The following is a 19118-nucleotide window of genomic DNA, read 5'->3' as shown; positions in this document are numbered from 1 at the left end:
CGGCGCTGAAACAGAGCTCGACGCCTACGCCGCGGTGCTCAAGACAGCCGGCTCGGCGCAAAGCCGACCAGCGACGGCAGCCGCGTCCGGACATCCTCAAACAGGTCCCGCACCTCGGGCAGCGCGGCATAGGGCTGCAGCTCGGCGACCATCATCACGATGCGGTGGGCGCTGCGGAACGAGGCAACATTCGCCGCGTAGGCGACAGCGCGGTGCGCCATCGCGCAGGCATGCTCAACCTGCCGCGAGCGGGCCAGCGAAGCGGCATACAGCGCGGTGTCGATGGCAAGGCCCCGCACGCGGCTCGGGCTCCAGCCGGCCCGTAGCCTCGACAATCTCACGCTGGGCCAGCTCATCCAGGCCAAGATCGAAGAAGCAGTGCGCCTTCTCGTCGGCGAGAGTGCTCCGGGCGTCACCTAGCCTGCCCTTTCCGGGGGCAAGCTACTCCTTTTGAGGCGGTAGCGGAACCGGCTTAGCTCGATACAACCTGATCAGACGTGACAGGAATTGAAAAAACCGCGCTGGTTGCGCAATCAGAACGGCGAATGGCCGTCGCTTCAGCCTTCGCAAATCCACGCCTACTAACGCCCACTGACCCGGTACGGTCGCTATCCATCGCCGGATTATCGCGTCTCGAAGGACGGCGTCCAATAGATCCTGAAGCTTGAGAAGAACCATGTGAGGATTGATAGCAGTTCTGCTTATAAGCAAGCTTGTAGAGGACCTCTTGCGTCGTATCCTGCCGGAGTAGGCGACGCCGAATTGGACCATGAAATGGGGAACCACTCTATCGCACCAGTTCTCCGCAGCGGCTCTGAACTCTTCGCAGTCGATGCCAGCCGAAGAGGGCTGTCGCGCATTGGGGCTGTAATCCACGCGCCTCGAAGCGTCCTCAAACAGTGTGGACCACGCTATCCAACCGATATCCATGTTCCTAAGCTCGCGTCGCCATCGTTCATTGTCGCCCGGCCACCCTGATGGCAGAAGTTCGGCAGGCAAGGTAGAAGTGACGTCGAGTAGCGAATTCTTGAACTCCAATAGCCTATCGCTCAACTCCTTACTGTGAAGCAGAATGCGATCTCGTTCGATAAACCAATTCGCAATTACTGCAATTGTCCAGCCGCCGGTCGAGAACCCAACTACCCCGGAAATTAGGTTTACTGAGATCGGATGCTTGACAAGGAAGTCAAAGTGAAGCCATTCGAGGTACATCGATACCGAGAACGACAAGGCCGCCAGGATGGCGAGGCCAGCTATCAGGGACCTGGGCAGCTTCTGCGTCAATCCGATCACTCCTCATGAATGCGTCGGCTCAGGGTACGGCGCGCCAGCAAGGACCCCAGTCGGGCAACGGGCACGTTCAGCGCAGCGTCCCCTATTTCTTACCGCGTTCAAGCGTGCTGACTGTCCCGTAGCGGACGTTAGGATGTCCAACAGGATGCGGGCTAGGATTCCATTAGTAGCCGATGCTTTCCCGGAAGCACCACCCTCCATGAACTCGTACTCTGACTGGACTCGAAAGACCAGGGGTGAGCAGTGGCATGCATTGGCCATCAGCAGCCCATGAATCGGCGGACTCCGGCTGCTACCGGACGCCACTCGTCGGAGGTGCTCGCGAGCTCGGCGCAGGTGCCGCTGCGCATGGGCAGTTCCACGAGGGTGTACTGCTGCCACGGCGGGTTGAAGGGCGGGTTGTAACTCGAACCGTCGACCGCGAGGACGTAAACCTCGAACTGGCGCCGGATCGCCGGATCCTCCCACCGACCGTTCACGAAGACGTACGCGTCGACGTAGAAGAGGGCGGCCGCATGGATTCCCTCGCATACCGGACCGCGGCGCTTCGTGAAGGAGACCAGGTGCGCTGCGGGATGGTACTGGTCGTTGTAGAACCATTTCACGATGCGCGCCCAGTCGGAGCTGGTCGGGCAGCGTCGTGTGCCTCCCGTGCCGCCGGCAGGTGGAGGGCTGGCCTGGCTTCCACTGCTGCCGGCCGACATCTTCGCTGCGATCGGGATCGTCCGGTCCCCGAAGAGGAGCGCTCCGATCGAGGGGGGCTGGTTGGCGAGCCACTGAGCGTAGAAAGTAGGGCTCATAATGATCTTGAGAATAGCAGAACCAAGGCCCAGCACCGCGGCCTTTCCGAAGGCGAATGTCACGTCCCACTTGAGCGTGGCGTTGCATCCGATCTGCTGGATCCAGTTCGCCCGGGCCAGGCACGTCTGGTAGTTGGCGAACGCAGCAGACCAGTCTTTGATCAGGCCGGTGAAGACCTCGTACGTTTCGATGATCTTTCCGGCGGGCACGTACGCCAGCATTGTGGTGGCGAATATGTACGTGCGATAGGCATCGGGGTCAGGGTCGACTCGTAGCGTGGCCACCCTGGTGCCGAGAGGCACCCGCAGGTGGTCGCCCGGCATGATAAGCCGCGGGTCGGGGTGCAGCATGCGTGTGGCGATCGCCGCGGCGCCCATGTCGGTGCTCAGCTTGACCATGGGTTTCGTGTCGCCGCTGACGGTGAGCCAGACGGGCACGTCGAGCTGGTTGCGCATCTGGACCCCGCCTGTGTCGATGCAGGCTTGTAACGGGAACTTGGCCGGGACCGCCCCACGGGCCGTATCCATCTTGCACAACGACGAGTCGGGGACCGCGTTCGCGACGGCTGCCGGCGCGATCAGCACGCCGCAGACGCCCGCGAGCAACGCACGCTTCAGCCGAGTGGGAACTGACACGCGCCCTGCACCTCCTCACCGAGCTGCTGCAGCGCTCGGGACAACTCGTCGCCGCTTTCATGGTCGGCGAGGCCCGCACCGGCCGCCCAGTCCAGCGCGGCCGCCGCCTGGGCGAAGGACTGGCGCTTCGCAGGCGTCGCGTCGGACCCGATCACTCTGAGGTCGTTCGCTGCGCTGCGGAGCCCGGCCGCCCCCACGTCTGCGGTCTCCGGCGCCGACAACTGGTTGAGCGCCACAGGTATCTCCGTGATCGCGGATGATCGGCTCAGGGAGTAGCAGAAGGTCGGGCTTCCTGGAGATGGTTCGGCTAGGGCACCTCCAGGCACCGCAGGCTGGGCCGATGTGGTCACAGTCGGTCCCAGCGATGCCTGCGCCGCAGTACCCGCACTGGCGGACGGTCGTGGTTTACTCGTGCATCCGAGCAGCGCGCCAGCGAGCGCCACGACCAGCAAGAGGGCGGACGTACGGCGCCGCGATCGGTTCACTAGGCGAACATATCGACGTCCGCCGTGGGAGCCATCCGCCATTTCGGCCGTGGCCCCGATTGATCGGCCCGCATCGCCGCACCTCTCAGCGCGCTTGGATCTGACGATTCGCGGCGTCGGCAAACGCCAGACGCCGCCTTCCCCGACGGAAGGCTGACCCCCGGGGGACGAGCCTGGCTCGCTTCTCATGTCCGAGCCGAAGCGGTTCGTCCACAGCGGCGGGCCAAGGTCCGAGGCACTGGATCGGTTGCTCAGCTCGCGTTTCTGGAATGGATCGCCCTGGTCGAGTCGGACCGCGACGCCTCCCGCGGCACCGTCTGATCATGCGAGAGCTTCGCGCAGTTGCTGCAGGTCAACCAGCACTACGCGGTCATCCGGGAGGAACAGGCCCGCGACCTCACAGTCGCCTGGCCGGTCCTGCGGACCTGCGCCCGCCAGCTCGGCGAGCGCTGGCCGCCGCCGGTGAGATCGAACGGGCCGTGGACGTGTACTTCTACACCCTCGACGAGGTCGCCGCCCGCCTGGCTGGCCAGCCCGAGCCCCTCGGCGCCAACGCTGGGCGAGCGGCGCGCGCAGTGGCAGCGTCAGCGAGTCCTCGCCGTGCCGTTGACGCTCGGGCGCCCGGCTCGACTCATCGGCGACATCATCGACCGCGCCGTGCAGCAGGCCCGCGGTGAGGGCGAGGTCGGCGAGTGGGTGATCATCGGGAATCCCGCGTCGGCGGGCCGCGCCACCGGCCCGGTGCGTATCGTGCACGGTTCGCAGGACTTCGCCGGGTTCCGCGACGGACATGTCCTGGTCGCGGAAGCGACCGCACCGGCGTGGACGCCGCTGTTCGCTCGAGCCCAGGACTTCGCCGGGTTCCGCGACGGACATGTCCTGGTCGCGGAAGCGACCGCACCGGCGTGGACGCCGCTGTTCGCTCGAGCCGCCGCCGTGGTCACCAATGGCGGCACCCCGGCCGTGCTTGCCTCTCTCGTCGCCCGCGATTACGGCACACCCTCCGTCGTCGGCACCGGCGTCGCCACCGTGGGCCTGCGGCAGGTCGCGGGCGTGCGTGCGGCGGCGTGCATCAGCTGCCAGTCTCCGTGTGGATCACCGCGCAGCAGACCTCCCGCGCCCAGCGCAAGGACCGCTACCTGCCGGAGGCGACCAAGCATCCCGCACGGATGCTGCCAGCGATCGCTGCGCACGCCATCGGCCGCTACACCAACCCAGGCGACATCGTCGTCGACCCGATGTGCGGCATCGGCACGAGCCTGGTCGAGGCCGCATACCTGGACCGCCGTGGTGTCGGCGTCGAGCTGGAGCCCGCCTGGGCCGACATCGCCCGCGCCAACCTCGCCCACGCCACGACCCACGGCGCCACCGGCAGCGGGCAGGTGTACACCGGCGACGCCACCATGCTCACCGACCTCGTCCCTGCGGAGCTGTTCGGGCAGGCCTCGCTCGTGGTCACCTCCCCGCCGTACGGGCCCGGCGTGCACGGGCAGGTCGACGCCCAGCCCGGGGCAGGGGTACACAAGCGACACGACCGCTACAGCGACAACCGCGACCTCGCCCACGCCGGCTGGCAGGGCCTCACCGAGGGGTTCCGCCAGATTCTGGCCGGATGCGCCGTACTGCTCAAGCCCGGTGGATACGTGGCGGTCACGGCCCGGCCGTGGCGGCAGCCTCGTCGACCTGCCCTCTGCGGTCGTGGCAAGCGGGATCGCGGCTGGGCTCGAGCCGGTTGAGCGGTGCGTGGCTTTGCTGGCCGCAGTCCGCGAAGGGCGGCTCGATTCACCGCTCGGGCGTCGTTCTTCCAGCTGTACTCGGTCCGTAAGGCGATCGGGGGCGGAGTGCCACAAGCGCTCATCGGTCATGAGGACGTGGTCGTTTTCCGGCGCTTGCGAAGCTCCGCAGGTTCGCTCTAACTTGCGGGGGATTCGGAGGGAACCTGCGGGTCAGTTCAGGCCGTAATGCGTCAACGGGCACGCAAGTTCGCTTCGACTCACCGACCGCTTTGAAGGTCTGTTCCGCTTGTTCGAGGTCGCCGCCCCGCCCATGGCAACTTGCCTCAGTATCAACGATCCTGACGACCTACTGGGCCTCACTCACTGGCGTGGCGGTCAGCCGATCGTGGACCTGTTCAGGCAGAAGGCCGTCTTGGCTCAACCGGTCCGCGACCAGTTCGCGTAGCTGCTGTTCCGACCTGCCGGCTCTGCTGGACATAAAATCTTGCCACGCCCGCCCGGCGGCCTCGGCCAACTCGCTCACCGCATCCGGATGAACGTGGTACACGTTCGGCTCAGCGGATGCAACCGCGGTGGGATCGACCGCTGGCTTCGGCGAAATGATCACAGCGACGCTGTCGGGGGGTACGACCTCCGCGCCTCGGTCACTGGCGAGTAGCCGGAGCTGGTGGTTCGCCTGCCGCACGTCCTTCAACGGTACTAGCCCTTTCGGCTCGTGGTCGCTCTTGGCATCGAGCGCAATCCAAAGGTCGTTTGCCCAGCACCAGGTGGAGTCGCACCGTCCATCGCCTGACGGCTTCGCAGCGTCCGCTCCGAGCATCAGGCCCAGGCGGGTGAGCGCGGGCTCGTAGATCCCCGGCGTTCGTTGCTGGAGTCCGGCCAGCATCTCGGCCGTGATCGCCGCGATCTTGGGGACGGTTGTCTGCTGCAACCGCGCGACGATGGTCGCAGCCGCGCACGCGGAGGCCGGGGAGAGTGACGGACGTGGTGCCTCAGGAATCGCAGCCATGTCGCGGATCCAGGTAGCAGGCTTGGCAGCGGCCTCGGCTTGAGCGAGCAGCGCGCGGGCGTGCTCCCGCTGGCCTGGTTCGCCGCCGCTCGCGACGGCCTGATCGGCCCATGTGGCGGCGATGTACAGCCAGAACGAACGGTATCCGCGCAGCGCGTCGCCGCCGGAGCCAAGCTTCATTGCGGCCTCAGCTGCTTTGGCGCTGGCGTCCCGCCACTGTCCGGAGGCAGCGTGGGCAAAGGCCGCGACTTCGGAGGATACGGAGGCCGTCAGCGCTTCGGTGCCCGCGGGGAGGGTGACCGTCGCGGCGTTGCGCTGCTCGGTCAGGATCGGCTCTGCCTCCTGACGCCACTCGTCTCCCTGAGCGAGGAAGATTTTGACGTTGTCCAACAGGTCCGCCGCAGTGGCGCCGCGGCTGTTCTCGATGCCGAAAAAGATTTCAGCCTGCAGCTCTGGATCGAGGCTCTGCCGGGTCTCAGGGCGGACGAGATAGGTCGTCAAGTTTGACCCTTTGATGACAACGACCGCCCAGTCGTTCGGACCGCGGGTACAGCGACCGGCACCTTGGACGACCCGGGTGCGCAGTCGTTCGGCCAGCGCTGCGCCGGCCCGCACATTCTGGGACAGGAATCGTTCCTGCAGGTTGTCGGCATCCGGCTTGCCGTCGAGGACAACGACGTGGCAGAAATCACCTGGCAGGTCGAGTCCGTCATACCGGGCGGCGAGGCCGCACACTGCGTTCGAGGCGGCAGCGAATGGCTCCATCCCGTCGGCGACGTCGTCGACCGTGAACACGGGCCAGCCGGGCTGGGCCAGCTGATGGGCCGTGGTGACGGCCGTATTGGTATCCGGCGCAAGGACGAGCGCCTTGCCAGCCTCGTTTACGATCGAGGCTGCGACTGCACCCGGGTCAGCGTCGGCGATCAACTCTGGGAAGACGAAGAACCGGCGCCCGGACCTCGGTGTGGGCGTGGTCTCAGGTAGTGCGACGCGAGTGATCGGGGCACGGCCGAAGGCGCGCTCCAGTTCGCCGCCGCTGCCAAGTGTCGCCGAAAGGTAGATGCGCTGGCGGGCAGTTGTGAAGACCACGTTGTTGGCGGTGGGCGGGATAATCGGCCGAATCAAGATCTCGCCGTAGGAGACGTAGACGAGGCAGGTTTCGATCACGCCGCGGATCATGGAGTACCGGAACGACCACGGCGTGGGCAACTGGGACAGGACGGCGTCCAGCCGAGTGACCATCTTCGGCTGGCGCAACGGCACGATGAGCCGAGCGCTGCGGTACATCCCAGGATCCGGTACCGCGTCGCGGAGACGCCGCAGAGGGATGCCATCGATGGCCGGTGCGACCGCATCCAGGACAGCAGCGTAGAGGGAGGCATTGTCCCGGCGGATCTTTATCGCGTACTGCTCCCCGACATACTGCTCACCCGCGTGCGCGTCATCGAATAGCAGCAGGTCGGGCGTTTCGAGCTTCGGGCTGCTGTTGAAGATTGTGCTGTAGGTCGTGACGGCCACCGCTGCGGCACCCTCGTAGGCCGCCTTGTCCAGAGTGCTCCAGTTTCCGTGGTTGCCGATAAGCGTGACGATCGGTACGCCTTCTCGGGCCGCGACCTTAGCTACCTGCTGGGCCAGCTGACGTGTAGGACAGGCATAGGCGACCCGCCCTGATCGTTTGAGTCGAACCCAGTCGGCGATCAGCAGACCCGGAAGGGTCTTCCCGGTGCCCGTAGGAAGCTCCAGGGCAAGATCAGGTGCATCGAGATGGGAGCTGGCATAGATGCGCAGCAGATCACCCTGGTGCGTCCACAGGCCCGAGACCGCGTCGGCGCGGCGTGGCAAGTCCCTGTAGTGGGCCTCAGGGCTCATCGGCACTGCGGTGGTCTTCACACCGCCCTTGAACGGCATCGGTCCTCCCTGGTCGTTCTCGCCGCATGACCGAATACCCAGATAAGGATGAGGGCGGCGGCGAAGTGATCCTACGTGAACTGCCTTATCGACAGGTGCCGCCTGGGTCTGGTCCAAGCCGGTTGGACCTTGGCAAGTACCGACGACGGCCGTCTGTCGCGCAGCCGGCCGACTTGCACCGGTGAACGCCGACGTGTTGCTGGCCGTGATGGGGAGAGTTAACGCCTGAGAGATGTCGACCAGCAGGTAGTGGCCGGAATGGTGACCGTTCAAGGTGCGCTGCGTTGACCACCCGCCCACCTACCCACCACCCACCCAGAGCCGACCGCATCCGCGATCTTCGACGGCATACCGCTGGATTTCCACCGCGACATCGGAGGGCATCGAATTCGTCACCAAGGCTGTCGCGTACTCGCCACCCTCCGTGGAGGTATGCACCGCCGGAAGCGGCCGCCTGCCGCCGAGCGCCCACTCAGAAGTGGCGAGGCGGTCTCGAGCGTTTGCGAGACGAGCGTCGGCGCGGGCGACCGCATCCTTGGCCGCCCGCTGCTATGAGGCCGGGGAGGGCGCCGTCTGGCGTCACAAGCGGTAACGGCGCTACTCCGAACCGCCTCGGCCCCGGGGACGGCACGCTGCGCGGCGACGAGGTCGTTGAGCCGGGCGGTGTTGTCAGGGGTCGGGTGCAGCCGGCCGTTGCGTGTCCGGTCGTTGAGCTGCCAGGAGATGGTGGCGGCGCCGTGCGATCGACGTTAGTAGCAGTAGGCGGCGCTACTGAGGATATGCAGCAGATCGCTGGCCACGAAACTGCACTCGGCCTGAGTCTGAGAGCAGGGCCAGAAGCCGTCGTCGCAGGTACTGAAGCCGCGCAATGCGGCGATGGCCAACAGTTCGCCGCGTGCTGGCTGGGATTCGAGTACCCCGCCCTGCCCGTGGCGCCGCGTGATCAGGTCCATGGCTCCATGTTCACGGCGACACCGAATGTCCGCCCTTCGGTGGGAGACGCATCCATCGCCGTACGGCAGAATCGGAAAGCCGGACCGGGCTGTCGTTCGTTGTCCCGCGTCGGCGATCACTGTGCATGTCGCGTGGGTTGTCTGGTGCTCATCTCGTGCGTTCGAAAGGATTTAGGCTTGGAGCTGCAAGACGCCGAGGCGTACGTCATGCATGTCACCCACAGAACGTCGATCAAAGACGCGCTCGCGTGGCTCAGCGAGGAGCGCGCGGTTTCCCGGCCGATCGTTCTGCCGAAACTGCTGGCGTCGTTGTTGACGATCGAGGAGCAGGCGTCGGCACCCGAGATCCAAGGACTGGCCATTCGGGTGATTCGGCAGGTCTGTCGGACTCAGGTGGTGTCAGAGCTGGATCCCAGCCAGGAGCTCCTCGCGCTGGATGAGGTGATGCGGCCTGCAGACTACAAGGCAGCCCTCGACGCTCTTGCCGCCCGAACGGAGACACGGACCCTGGTCAGCATGACGCTAGCCGCAGTCACCGCCGCACAGAAGGACGACCGCAATGTCGTGACCGCGCTCTGTTCGGCTGCGGGCCTGTCCTACCGTGATCTGCGGGCCAGGGTTCGCGATGCGTCGGTCCCCACCGACCTACGTGGGAACTGGAAGAATGACCAGATCAAGGCGGTCTTTGAGGTCATCGACGCGGTGATCACAGGCCGAGTGACGGCGAGCATTCCGGCTGCCCAGCCAGCCCGCCCGGTGGAACACCTGCTTCCCGACATCGACGATGAGCCTGCGCGTGAGCGCGGATGGGCATTGGTCGAGCAGATGAGGGTTCAAGGCGTCCCGTATGGCCTACTGCTCGCCCAGCGTGCGGTTGGCAGCGCATGGGTCGCGCACAGGAGCAGCACGGGCAAGAAGCTGCAGGCTGCCGTGACGACTTCCCTGTGCGAGCTGCTCGATCAACGGTCGGTGCCGTTTGACCGACTTGCGATGGACGGAGCGTCACGAGCGCTACTGACACGAGTGGGGGCCAATCCGGCACATGCTGCGGAAGATGGACGTAACGAAGGCGGGCAACTCGCCGTGCTGGTGCACACGCCGATGCTGACGCATGCGGTCGCAGTCTCGGTTGCGCGCGATGGAGGGACGGCAAGAAAAAGTGGAGCCAGGCTCGGAACGCTCACGGCGCGCCTAGGCATCGACTGCAGTGTCGTGTTGGTGGGACCGGGCTGGGCGGAGCGGAACACCACATCTGAACTTGCTCGACCATTTCATGGGCGAATCTACACGGAGCGGACGATCGCTGATCTTGCGGATGCGCTTAGCCGGATGGTCGATCAGAAGATCGGTGTCGTACCGGCCGGGCAGAATGTCGGCACACAGCCCGCGACGGTTGACGATCTGCTGGAGGCCCGGTCATGAGTTCGCTTACCCAGCAAGCCCGGCGCGAGATTGTTGCGCAGGCCAAGGCGGCCGTCACCGACCGGGATGAGCAGAGACTGTTCGAGTGGCGCGGCACGAACATCATGCTGCCCGTCGTCACCGTTCCGGTGGGTGATGTCCTGCTCAACCACCGGACCCACCGCGTACGCGCCCAGGTCGAGAGCCTCGGGGCGCGCGGTGCCGTCGTCGAGACGAATCCGCACAGCGAGGAGGCTCAGCGGCTGCTGGCCGATCTCATCCGGCAGACCAGTGGATACAACGAAGTAAAAGCTATGATCCGCTTGGAAAAGCAGCGCGAGCCAGGACTCATCACGCACGAGGGCGTGCTGGTCAATGCGAACACCAGGGCGGTCGTGCTGCGGGACTTGCATGAAGAGCTGCCGCACGAGCGCGCCTTTGGATATATCAAGGTTCAGGTGCTGCCGGAGAACGCCGACAGTACCGAAATCATGAATCTCGAGTTCGTCTTCCAGATGCGGCGGAACTACCAACAGCCGTACTCGTTTACGAATCAGCTGCTGTTCATCAAGGATCTATTGGACTCCGGACAGAAGCCGGAGGACATCGGTGTGCAGATGAAACCCCACTACGACGCGAGTTCGGCTAAGGATCGGAAGGCAGCTGCGTCCGAAGTGGAGGCTGAGGATCGCCTTAGGCAGATCCTCGAGGAGCTGATCGCCGCGAGTAGTGGAGCACGGCAATGGCCGGACTTTGACGATGACCGGCAGAATCTGATCGAGATTGACGAGTCTTACCAGAGGCTGGCCGCACGTAAGGGTCCGGATGTCGCGCGCCGCGTCAAGCAGGCCAAGCTCGTCGGCCTTCTCGCCGGGCTGGACTATCGGCGTGTGCGGCACATTGATCAGGTGTACCTCGATAGTTACGTGCTTCAGGCGTTTGAGGAGCAGCCGAGCTTGCGGGCCGCTGCGAAGGCTCTGGCTATCGGGCAACAGCAGACCCCTCGTGCAGACCTCGGAGGGCTATCCCTCCTCGACGATCTCGACGATAGCCCGACTGATGATCAACACAATGAGGTCACTCTTCAACCACTGTTCGACGTACTGGTCCGCCACAGCAAGACGGACGGCGTCGCCGACGTGGAAGCCGAAGTTGAGGTACCGACCGATGAAGGCACCACGACGTTGCCAGCAAACACTTTTTTCGATGCGGTCAAACATGCAATGCAGACGGCAGCAGACAGTAAGGCAAACGATGATCAGGGCCAGGATGCCCTCGACATCCCCAGGCGTCAGTTGAACGCTGCAGGAGCAGCGTGCGATCGGGTGCGGCGGGCATACGACGAGCTTGAGGGCGACGGCGATCAGCCGGATCCGGATGCGCTCGAACGGGCGCTTGACGCCTATCTGCGCTCGCATGATGAGCTGCTGCGCTACCTGGCTGATCGCGGGTTCGCCGCCGCGGAGAATCGACTGTGACCGCCAGCCCGGCCATTTCGCTTGACTTCGACCCGGCGGCGAACGTGGTCCTTGCCCAGAAGGTGGGAGCAGTCCCGGATGTGTTCTGGGGTCAGCTAAGAGTCGAGTGGGGTTATGACGGTGACCCGGCACGGGCTGTCCGGGTGCCGCTCGAACGATTCCGGGAAAACATCGGTTGGCTGGGGCCAGCCTGTAATCGTTACAACGTCGGTATTGCTTGGGAGCCGGCTGCCGAGGCGATCATCACGACGATCAAGCTAGAACGCAGACAGCTCGAACATGCACGACACCGGTCCACTGCGCCGATAACCGCCGAGGACGTTCGTCGTCGACTTGAGGGCAGTCGGTTTGCCAGACCGCTGAAGCCGTTCCAGCTTCGTGACGCGGCCAAGCTGCTCGGTTTGGCGCACGGTGCGAACTTCTCCGTGCCGGGCGCCGGTAAGACGTCCGTCGCATATGCGGTTTATGAGGCGGAGCATCACGCCGAAAAGATTGACCAGCTCCTCGTCGTTGCGCCGCTGTCGGCTTTTGACGCGTGGCAGACTGAGGTCGAGGAATGCTTCAAGCCGGGCATGGAACCGATCGTCAAGGTTTTCGGGACGCCGGGCAGTAAGGCTGCAGAGATCCTGCTGGTCAACTACCACCGACTGGCGATGAACCAGAAAGACCTCACCAACTGGGTCCGGAAGCGGCGGACCTTAGTGCTGCTTGATGAGGCACACCGGATGAAGGCGGGCCGTGTCGGCCAGCACGGCAGCGCATGTCTGGATCTCGCATTCTCTGCGTCCCGGCGGGACATCCTGACCGGGACACCCGCCCCTCAGTCGGCATCGGATTTTGTCGCTTTGTACGAGTTTCTTTGGCCCGGCCAGGCTCGGCGGATCTTGCCGTCGGAGGCATTGTCGGCAAGCCCTCCGCCGGACGCGTTGCAGGCTATCAACCGATCCATCCAGCCGCTCTTCGTGCGAACGACGAAGAAGGAGCTGGAACTGCCTCCGCCTACCCTGCGACGTGTCGTGGTGCCATTGAGCGGTTTGCAGCGCGAGATCTACTCGGGTCTTCGTGATCGTTACGCGGGAATGCTGCGCGTGTCGATGAACGACCGTGTCGAGCTGGCACGCATGGGCACAATCGTCATGTACCTTCTTGAGGCGGCAAGCAACCCCCAACTGCTGGCAGTGGGATCTCGAGACCTGCCCGGTGAGTTCGCCCATCCGCCGTTGCCGGTCGAACCCGGGAGCCGGTTGTGGGAAATGATCGTCGGCTACGGGCGTTACGAGACGCCCCCCAAGTTCATCCGCCTGCGGGAGATCATCGCGCAGAATGTCGCTGACCCTGCCGGTCCCCGCAAGACGTTGGTCTGGTCGAATTTCGTCTCGAACCTAGAAGGCCTTAGGCGGTGGCTGGCCGACTACGAGCCCGCCATGATCCACGGTGGGGTTCCATCTGTAACGAGCGCGCCGAACGCGACGGTCACCCGGGAGTCGGAGCTGCAGCGATTTCGAAGAGACGACAAGTGCAAGGTCCTGCTGGCTAATCCCGCGGCGATGAGCGAGGGCGTAAGCCTTCACCACGACTGCCATGACGCGGTCTACTTCGACCGAACTTTCAACGCCGGCCATTACCTACAGAGCATCGACCGCATCCATCGGCTCGGCATGAATCCCGACCAACGCACGACCCTTCTATTCATGATCACCAATGACACCATCGATCAGGTCGTCGATAGCCGCATCCGGGACAAGGCCACCAACCTGGGCCGCGCCTTGGATGACAAGGAGCTCGCACGGATGTCCCTGCCCGATGACGAAGACTACGGTCCACCGATCGAGACAGACGTTGACATGGCCGCGCTGCTTGCCCACATCAACGGCCAGGAACAGTGAGCAACGGTGCTGCCCGAGCCGCCTCCTCTGCATCCGAGTCATCGTCACCTTCAGGCAGCGTTTCACGTTGCCCAGCTACTCAGCCCGGACGGTGAACCCCGCAACGCCCTCGACCGCAGTTACCGAAAACTTGCAACGGGTGCGCTACACGACCATCGCAGCCTGGCTGAGGGTGAACGCCTGCTCATCCGCATCGGGTTGCTCGCCATCGAGCGACACATGGTCGTCCCTTCCCGCGGTCTGCTGGACATGGCCAAGTTGCCGGTCGACACGTTCGTTGAGGCGCTGTTTTTCAAGATCCTGACCGATCAGCGCGAGGCCTGGCTGGCACAACTGGCGACGACCGATGAGGTCCGCTGGGAACTGGTGCCGTCCGACATCGCCACAGCGCTCACATCGACTTTCCAGGACGGGAACGAACGCGACGCAATGCTGCTGGCCGCAGCTCGGAAGGTCGACCTTGAGGTGCTCCAGGAGTTCGGGGACGAAGGCGAGCGGGCGGTACTCGAGGCATGCCGGATCCACCTGCGCGGTGCCGGCAAGCAGCACATGCTTGCCGATGTAGCCCAGGTCAGCCTCCTTGACGACACGCTGGGCTACGACATCGCTAGCCCCGATGCCACAGGCCAGCGCCACCGACTCGAGGTCAAAGCGACCTCGGCGCCACCGGGCTGGGTCGAGTTTTTCATCAGTCGCAACGAGGCCACCGTCGCTGAACGTGATCCGCGCTGGTCGCTGGTGGTCACCCGACGGGAATACGGTCCCACGAGCAGCGAACCGGTCATGCAGGTCGCCGGATGGCTCACCCACGAAGACTTCGCTGCGGCACTGCCGACAGACCCCCCTGTGGGAGGCGGGCAGCCGCGAGGTCGCTGGGCATCATGTCGGATTACGATCAGTGCTCAGTGCCTGCGGCCGGGTCTTCCGCTCAGACACGAACCGCCCTGACAGTAGTCCGTTAGGACGACTCCCGATCGGGTGAACAGGGACGTAGCATGATCAGTCGTTCGGGTGTACGACACACAACCCCGCACGTACGTGACGCGAACGCTCCAACGTTTCAGTGAGTGACCATAGGATAACCATGAGTGCGATGACGGCCCCGACGACCGACCTACCACAGTCGGCTCAGTCGTCTCCGCAACATGAACCTCTTTGCAGCCCACTCGGAGGGCTCGACTACGTCAAGGTCAGCGCGGAAGCCCGAGCCGAGAGTCGCAACCGCGAGATTCACCTGCCACCAGTCAGCACCTACCGTTGGTGGGCACGGCGAACCAGTGCCGTCAACGGCGCGATCATCGACGAGTTCAATAAGATGATGCCCGGCCGGCTCGTCGTCGCTGACATGTTCGCCGGCGGCGGCGTCATCCCGCTTGCAGCCGTCGTGCGTGGCCACCAGATATACGCGCAGGACCTCAACCCCTGGCCTGCTGCGGGACTCACCGCGATGCTCGGACTTCCTGCTCCGGAGAAACTCCGCGATGCGGCATCGACGATCGAGCAATGGATCCACACCGAAGTTGAAGCCGCCTACGGCACAACCCTCGCTGACGGCACCAGAGGCGTCGTATCACACACCCTCCGGGTGGCGACCGGCAAATGCACTGGCTGCGGTACACGAGCGCGCATGTTCCCCCACGCGCTCGTGTCACTACATCTTCGGAAAGAGAGCGGAAACCCCCAAGCATGGATGGCATGCCGGCGCGGGCACCTATTCTCTGCCAAATCCGACAAGCGTCGACGCTGCCCAGACTGCCGCGTTCTCGTCGAGCCGACTGCCGCCTACACGCCGATGCGGACGATCACCTGCGAATGCGGCAAGACAGACCGCCTCGCTGACCGCGCCAGTACATGGGAATGGGAAATCGTTCTTGTCGACCGTTCCAGCCGAACGGCCCGCGAGGTCGACACCCCAACCGACGCCGAACGCGAACAAGCCGAATCACGTGGATGGCAGCCGGTCCACGACCTGGGGCCAATAACGCCCGGCCAAGAAACCAGCGTCCTCACACGGCACGGTTTCCAAAGCTGGCAGGACCTCTACCCTGCTAGGCAGCGCCACATGCTCGAGCGCATTCTCGACATTGCGAGCAAGTGTTCGGAGGATCCGGCTGTCGTACGCGCGGCAGAACTGGCCGTAGTCGGAAGCGCCGAGATGGCCGGACACCTGTCACGATGGGACCGGTTCTACCTCAAGGGCTTCGAATCAATGGCGGGCCATCGATTCAACCTCACGACCCTTGCTGTCGAGCCCAACGTCTGGGGCGGAGAGGGCCGCGGGCGCGGAACCGTGCTGCGACGCCTTAACCAACTCGTCAAGTCTGCAACATGGCTGCAGGGAAAAACCCGCCGTGAGCTGCACGTCCAAGGCCCGCTCACCAGCGCCACCCCGGTGACTCCCATGAACGAGTGGGATGTCCGCGTTGTCGAAGGCAGTAGTGAGCAAATGGTCCTGCCTTCAAACTCGGTGCACCTGGTCCTGACCGACCCGCCTTATCACGACGACGTGCAGTACGCAGAACTGTCTGCCCCCTTGCGTGCGTGGGCACGCCTGGCGAACGAAAAGCTCACTAACGAGGCCCTCACCGGTGAAGCCGTGGTCAACAGTGCGACTGGTCAACTCGTCGATGATGGGGCCTACGAGGCATTGCTTGGTCGCATCTTCAAAGAGGCACGTCGAACGCTTCGCCCGGACGGGCACCTTATTTTCAGCTACGCCAACCGCAGCCCGCGCGCCTGGGTCGCCGTGTTGGGCGCCCTGCAAAGCGCCGACCTGCGCGCAGTGGGGTGCGAGATGGTGCACAGCGAGAACGAGACAGACCATGCCAAGCGCGGAGTTCGAGCCTGTACTCTGGATCTCCTGCTCGACCTGGTGCCGGCCGGCCCGTCCGCAGTTGAGCAGCACCGGCCTCACCCCGCTCCGGATATCCCGCTCACTGACGAACGGCGCTTCCTAACCGTGGTTGCTGATATGTTCCTGCAGGTTGGCGACCTCAAGACTGGATGGCGAGCCGAGGTTCAGCAAAAGCTCGCTGAGCACCCCTTCATCATGTCACCCACTGCGCAAAACAAAGAGGTTGCTCGCAAGCCGTGAATTTCGGCGGACGGCGAGAGCGATCATCGCCGCGCGGTGCTGCTTGGCCGTATCGCTGTAGGTCATCATCAGACCTGGCCACCTAGATCCGGTCGGAGTCTCGAAAACATCTGGTAACGAGAAACGATGGTCCCGCGGTTAGCCCCATCATTTCTCATAGGGCTAACCTATGTGTGCGAACTTCTGGCCCGCCGGGCTGGGGCGGGAAAAGTGGTGGATGACGTGACAGGCAAGGTTTCCGTGCCGCCGTGGCCGCCTCTCTATGCTGTCGTGTTCCGCCCAAGTGCAGGTGTTGGCCCATATGAGCCAGTTGTATTCCAGCATGAGCGGGAGGGCGCTCAATCAGGGTCTACGGTTCCTCATGGGTTTGACGGGGATCTAGCACCGGTCTTGTCGGGGCTTTGGTATTGTCTTCATCTCCCCCGCACACTTCACGACTTGATTGACAATCCGCCTCTTGCTATGAAGGCATCGCAGCTCCTTTATTTTGGTCACGGCATCCTTCTGATTCCTCTGACAAGTTTTATGTCGGATGACATAAAGGCGCGTTCTATTCCCTTCGTGCCTACACTAACCCTGTGTGCGGATGATTTATTAGAGGAAGTATCCGAACGCTCTCGCGAAATTGGGTTCGCACTCCCAGCGGCAGCTATCTCATCCTTATCAGATGAAAGTTTGAAAGAGCACTGGCGGGCCATACCCCGCCACTTCTCACCCGAGCTGCCTTATCTTGGAAAGGAACCTACCCTCACCAAGCATCTCGAATTCGCCGCCGTCGACCTGCCAAGGCGCTGGATAGCACGCCAGCTCGGCGTTGACGGCGATCCTCAGCAGAATGCCGATGCCAAGCTTGCCGAGACCATTGGGCAGGCTCTTATAACTCAAGCGTACCTGGCCGCAACTGCCCGTCTGGAACGCGAAGATCGCGAACAAGCGGAAGCCGAAGGGCTACTGATACCGACGGTGCTGGATGAACGCCACAAGATGAAGTTTCCCGTTACCATCGCCGTGCCTGGGGTTGCTCCCGCCTACATCAGAAACGCCTACGGTGCCACGGCACGGGACCGAATGGTACCGAAAAATCGCGAACCCGCGGACAGTTGGGTGCCTGACTACACCGGCGAATCCGATGCCATCGTCGAACACGCCGCCATAAATTTTGTGACGACTCACCAATCGCTCGCCCAGAGTGGTGTCGGCATAGTACTTCCGGCGATTTCACCGGAGGCATTCGTCGTCCTGGCTAAACTCGAACGACATTTCGAGCAGCGAACCCAGAACGGTCCGGCGGTCTGGAAGATGCTCGACAAGCTGAATGCGATCGGCGCGCCCATTCTGAGCGAAGCGGTCGTCACAACCATCGGCCGTGCGTCGTCCCTAACCGTCTTTTCAAACTTTCCCGTCGGCTTACTTCGCTTGCCGGGAGACACGTCACCATTGTTGACTCGTGTACCGATTGCGTACCGCCCGCTTCTGCCGCTCACCAGGACCGTCCAAAAACAGCTCGCCTACATACCGCCTATCGAACTCACGCAAGGCCTGCGGGTACTCGTTTGTGAGTGCATCTCCATCGATGACCGAATCGGCCCAGAATCACGAAGTGGTTGGGCCGTCGCCGCTGAGCGCGTCAATTCGGAGCAACCGCGCATCGCAATGAAGATCGTCGAGACCTCGTCGGTGCGTGCCATGCGCGATGCGATCGCCTCATACGAGCCGCATATTCTTGTCATAAGTGCGCATGGGGTCCTTTTAAGGGAGAACAACGTTGCGGGAATTCAGGTAGGAGACCAGGTTTGGCTGGGTGACGGTGTCGGCACGCTGCCTCCGGTGGTAATCCTGAGCGCGTGCTCCGTCGCGCCAAGAGGCGCTGGAACAGTATCGATAACTGACCTACTCTTACGCGAAGGGGCCGTCGCGGTGCTCGGCACCCAAGTCCCTGTTGATGTCTATCGCAACGCGATACTCATGTCGCGGTTCTTTGTGTATATCGCCGAGGTGCTAGCCAGCCGTGTAAATCATCTTACGCTGTTGGAGGTTTGGCAGCATACACAGACGTCAAATGCGGTCTTTGACGTTCTCAGCGGAAGTCCTTCGCTTCACGCCTGGGGACGTGACCGCAATGACAATCAGCAATCGGTCGTGGCGGAGTTTATGGGCACAAGGTCGGTCGGACGACTACGCGCCGGCCGAATCTATGCGGATACGGAAGATGTATTGGCGGAGATAGCGGAGGACCGGGGGATTGGAGACCGGGTTCGGAACTGGTTTAGGCGCCCAGGCTATGTGCCCGAGTCTTTGTTCTATATCTTTGCTGGATGCCCCGACCGGATTTATCTCCAGCCGCTGTCTGAAAAGGTGAGGGAGAGCGTGTCATGAACACCGAGTTCTGCGGTCCGCGCGAATAGCTCGGGACTAGGTCTACCAGTGGCTCGAGTCGAA

11 protein-coding genes and 2 pseudogenes are annotated in these 19118 nt (G+C 63.5%); 8 read left to right on the top strand and 5 right to left on the bottom strand.

All coding sequences use genetic code 11. From position 1 onward, the window contains the following. Positions 1-38: 38 nt before the first annotated feature. From F9C41_RS16055 to F9C41_RS16045, 3 genes are all read right to left on the bottom strand, one after another. Entirely contained in the window at positions 39-356 is a 318-nt protein-coding gene (locus F9C41_RS16055) for a hypothetical protein (RefSeq protein ID WP_155387610.1), read from the bottom strand. Positions 357-1553: 1197 nt separating this feature from the next. Then, positions 1554-2729: a hypothetical protein gene (locus F9C41_RS16050; RefSeq protein ID WP_155387609.1), complete on the bottom strand. Its 1176-nt coding sequence runs from the start codon at positions 2727-2729 to the stop codon at positions 1554-1556. After that, a complete protein-coding gene (locus F9C41_RS16045) occupies positions 2708-2965 on the bottom strand; it encodes a hypothetical protein (protein WP_155387608.1) in 258 nt (85 codons plus the stop codon). Before F9C41_RS16045 ends, F9C41_RS16050 begins: the two co-directional genes overlap by 22 nt. A gap of 711 nt (positions 2966-3676) precedes the next feature. On the opposite strand from F9C41_RS16045, the pseudogene F9C41_RS42175 reads away from it, so the two are divergent. Both F9C41_RS42175 and F9C41_RS16035 read left to right on the top strand, forming a co-directional pair. Continuing rightward, positions 3677-4186: pseudogene (locus tag F9C41_RS42175) on the top strand (PEP-utilizing enzyme); the annotation flags it as partial. Between the two features lie 68 nt (positions 4187-4254). Then, positions 4255-5130: pseudogene (locus F9C41_RS16035) on the top strand (TRM11 family SAM-dependent methyltransferase); the annotation flags it as partial. A gap of 166 nt (positions 5131-5296) precedes the next feature. On the opposite strand, the gene F9C41_RS16030 reads toward F9C41_RS16035, so the two are convergent. Next, positions 5297-7867 (bottom strand): DEAD/DEAH box helicase, encoded by a 2571-nt coding sequence (locus tag F9C41_RS16030; protein WP_155387607.1) that lies wholly within the window; start codon positions 7865-7867, stop codon positions 5297-5299. 749 nt (positions 7868-8616) lie between these two features. Then, positions 8617-8820, bottom strand: a complete 204-nt coding sequence (locus F9C41_RS16025) for a hypothetical protein (protein ID WP_155387606.1) — start codon at positions 8818-8820, stop codon at positions 8617-8619. Positions 8821-8997: 177 nt separating this feature from the next. Between F9C41_RS16025 and F9C41_RS16020 the strand changes: the two genes are divergently transcribed. From F9C41_RS16020 to F9C41_RS15995, 6 genes are all read left to right on the top strand, one after another. After that, on the top strand, positions 8998-10242 hold the full coding sequence (locus F9C41_RS16020; protein WP_155387605.1) for a hypothetical protein: 1245 nt from the start codon (positions 8998-9000) through the stop codon (positions 10240-10242). Next, positions 10239-11699: a hypothetical protein gene (locus tag F9C41_RS16015; RefSeq protein WP_155387604.1), complete on the top strand. Its 1461-nt coding sequence runs from the start codon at positions 10239-10241 to the stop codon at positions 11697-11699. Before F9C41_RS16020 ends, F9C41_RS16015 begins: the two co-directional genes overlap by 4 nt. After that, positions 11696-13585 (top strand): DEAD/DEAH box helicase, encoded by a 1890-nt coding sequence (locus tag F9C41_RS16010; protein WP_155387603.1) that lies wholly within the window; start codon positions 11696-11698, stop codon positions 13583-13585. Before F9C41_RS16015 ends, F9C41_RS16010 begins: the two co-directional genes overlap by 4 nt. Positions 13586-13591: 6 nt before the next feature. Continuing rightward, complete coding sequence (locus tag F9C41_RS16005) at positions 13592-14533, top strand: protein NO VEIN domain-containing protein (protein ID WP_155387602.1); 942 nt, start codon at positions 13592-13594, stop codon at positions 14531-14533. A gap of 136 nt (positions 14534-14669) precedes the next feature. Then, on the top strand, positions 14670-16679 hold the full coding sequence (locus F9C41_RS16000) for a hypothetical protein (RefSeq protein WP_155387601.1): 2010 nt from the start codon (positions 14670-14672) through the stop codon (positions 16677-16679). 438 nt (positions 16680-17117) lie between these two features. Further along, positions 17118-19055 (top strand): CHAT domain-containing protein, encoded by a 1938-nt coding sequence (locus tag F9C41_RS15995; protein WP_196279798.1) that lies wholly within the window; start codon positions 17118-17120, stop codon positions 19053-19055. Positions 19056-19118: the final 63 nt, after the last annotated feature.

The sequence above is a fragment of the Catellatospora paridis genome (assembly GCF_009720365.1).
Taxonomy (GTDB): domain Bacteria; phylum Actinomycetota; class Actinomycetes; order Mycobacteriales; family Micromonosporaceae; genus Catellatospora; species Catellatospora paridis.
Note: the sequence above shows the minus strand (reverse complement) of the source record. Positions and strands in the feature narration are given on the sequence as shown.

Excerpts from the sequence above, each read along its gene's own strand:
- F9C41_RS16055 (WP_155387610.1), bottom strand. The coding sequence starts at position 356 with ATGAGCTGGCCCAGCGTGAGATTGTCGAGGCTACGGGCCGGCTGGAGC.
- F9C41_RS16030 (WP_155387607.1), bottom strand. The coding sequence starts at position 7,867 with ATGCCGTTCAAGGGCGGTGTGAAGACCACCGCAGTGCCGATGAGCCCT.
- F9C41_RS16025 (WP_155387606.1), bottom strand. The coding sequence starts at position 8,820 with ATGGACCTGATCACGCGGCGCCACGGGCAGGGCGGGGTACTCGAATCC.
- F9C41_RS16015 (WP_155387604.1), top strand. The coding sequence starts at position 10,239 with ATGAGTTCGCTTACCCAGCAAGCCCGGCGCGAGATTGTTGCGCAGGCC.
- F9C41_RS16000 (WP_155387601.1), top strand. The coding sequence starts at position 14,670 with ATGAGTGCGATGACGGCCCCGACGACCGACCTACCACAGTCGGCTCAG.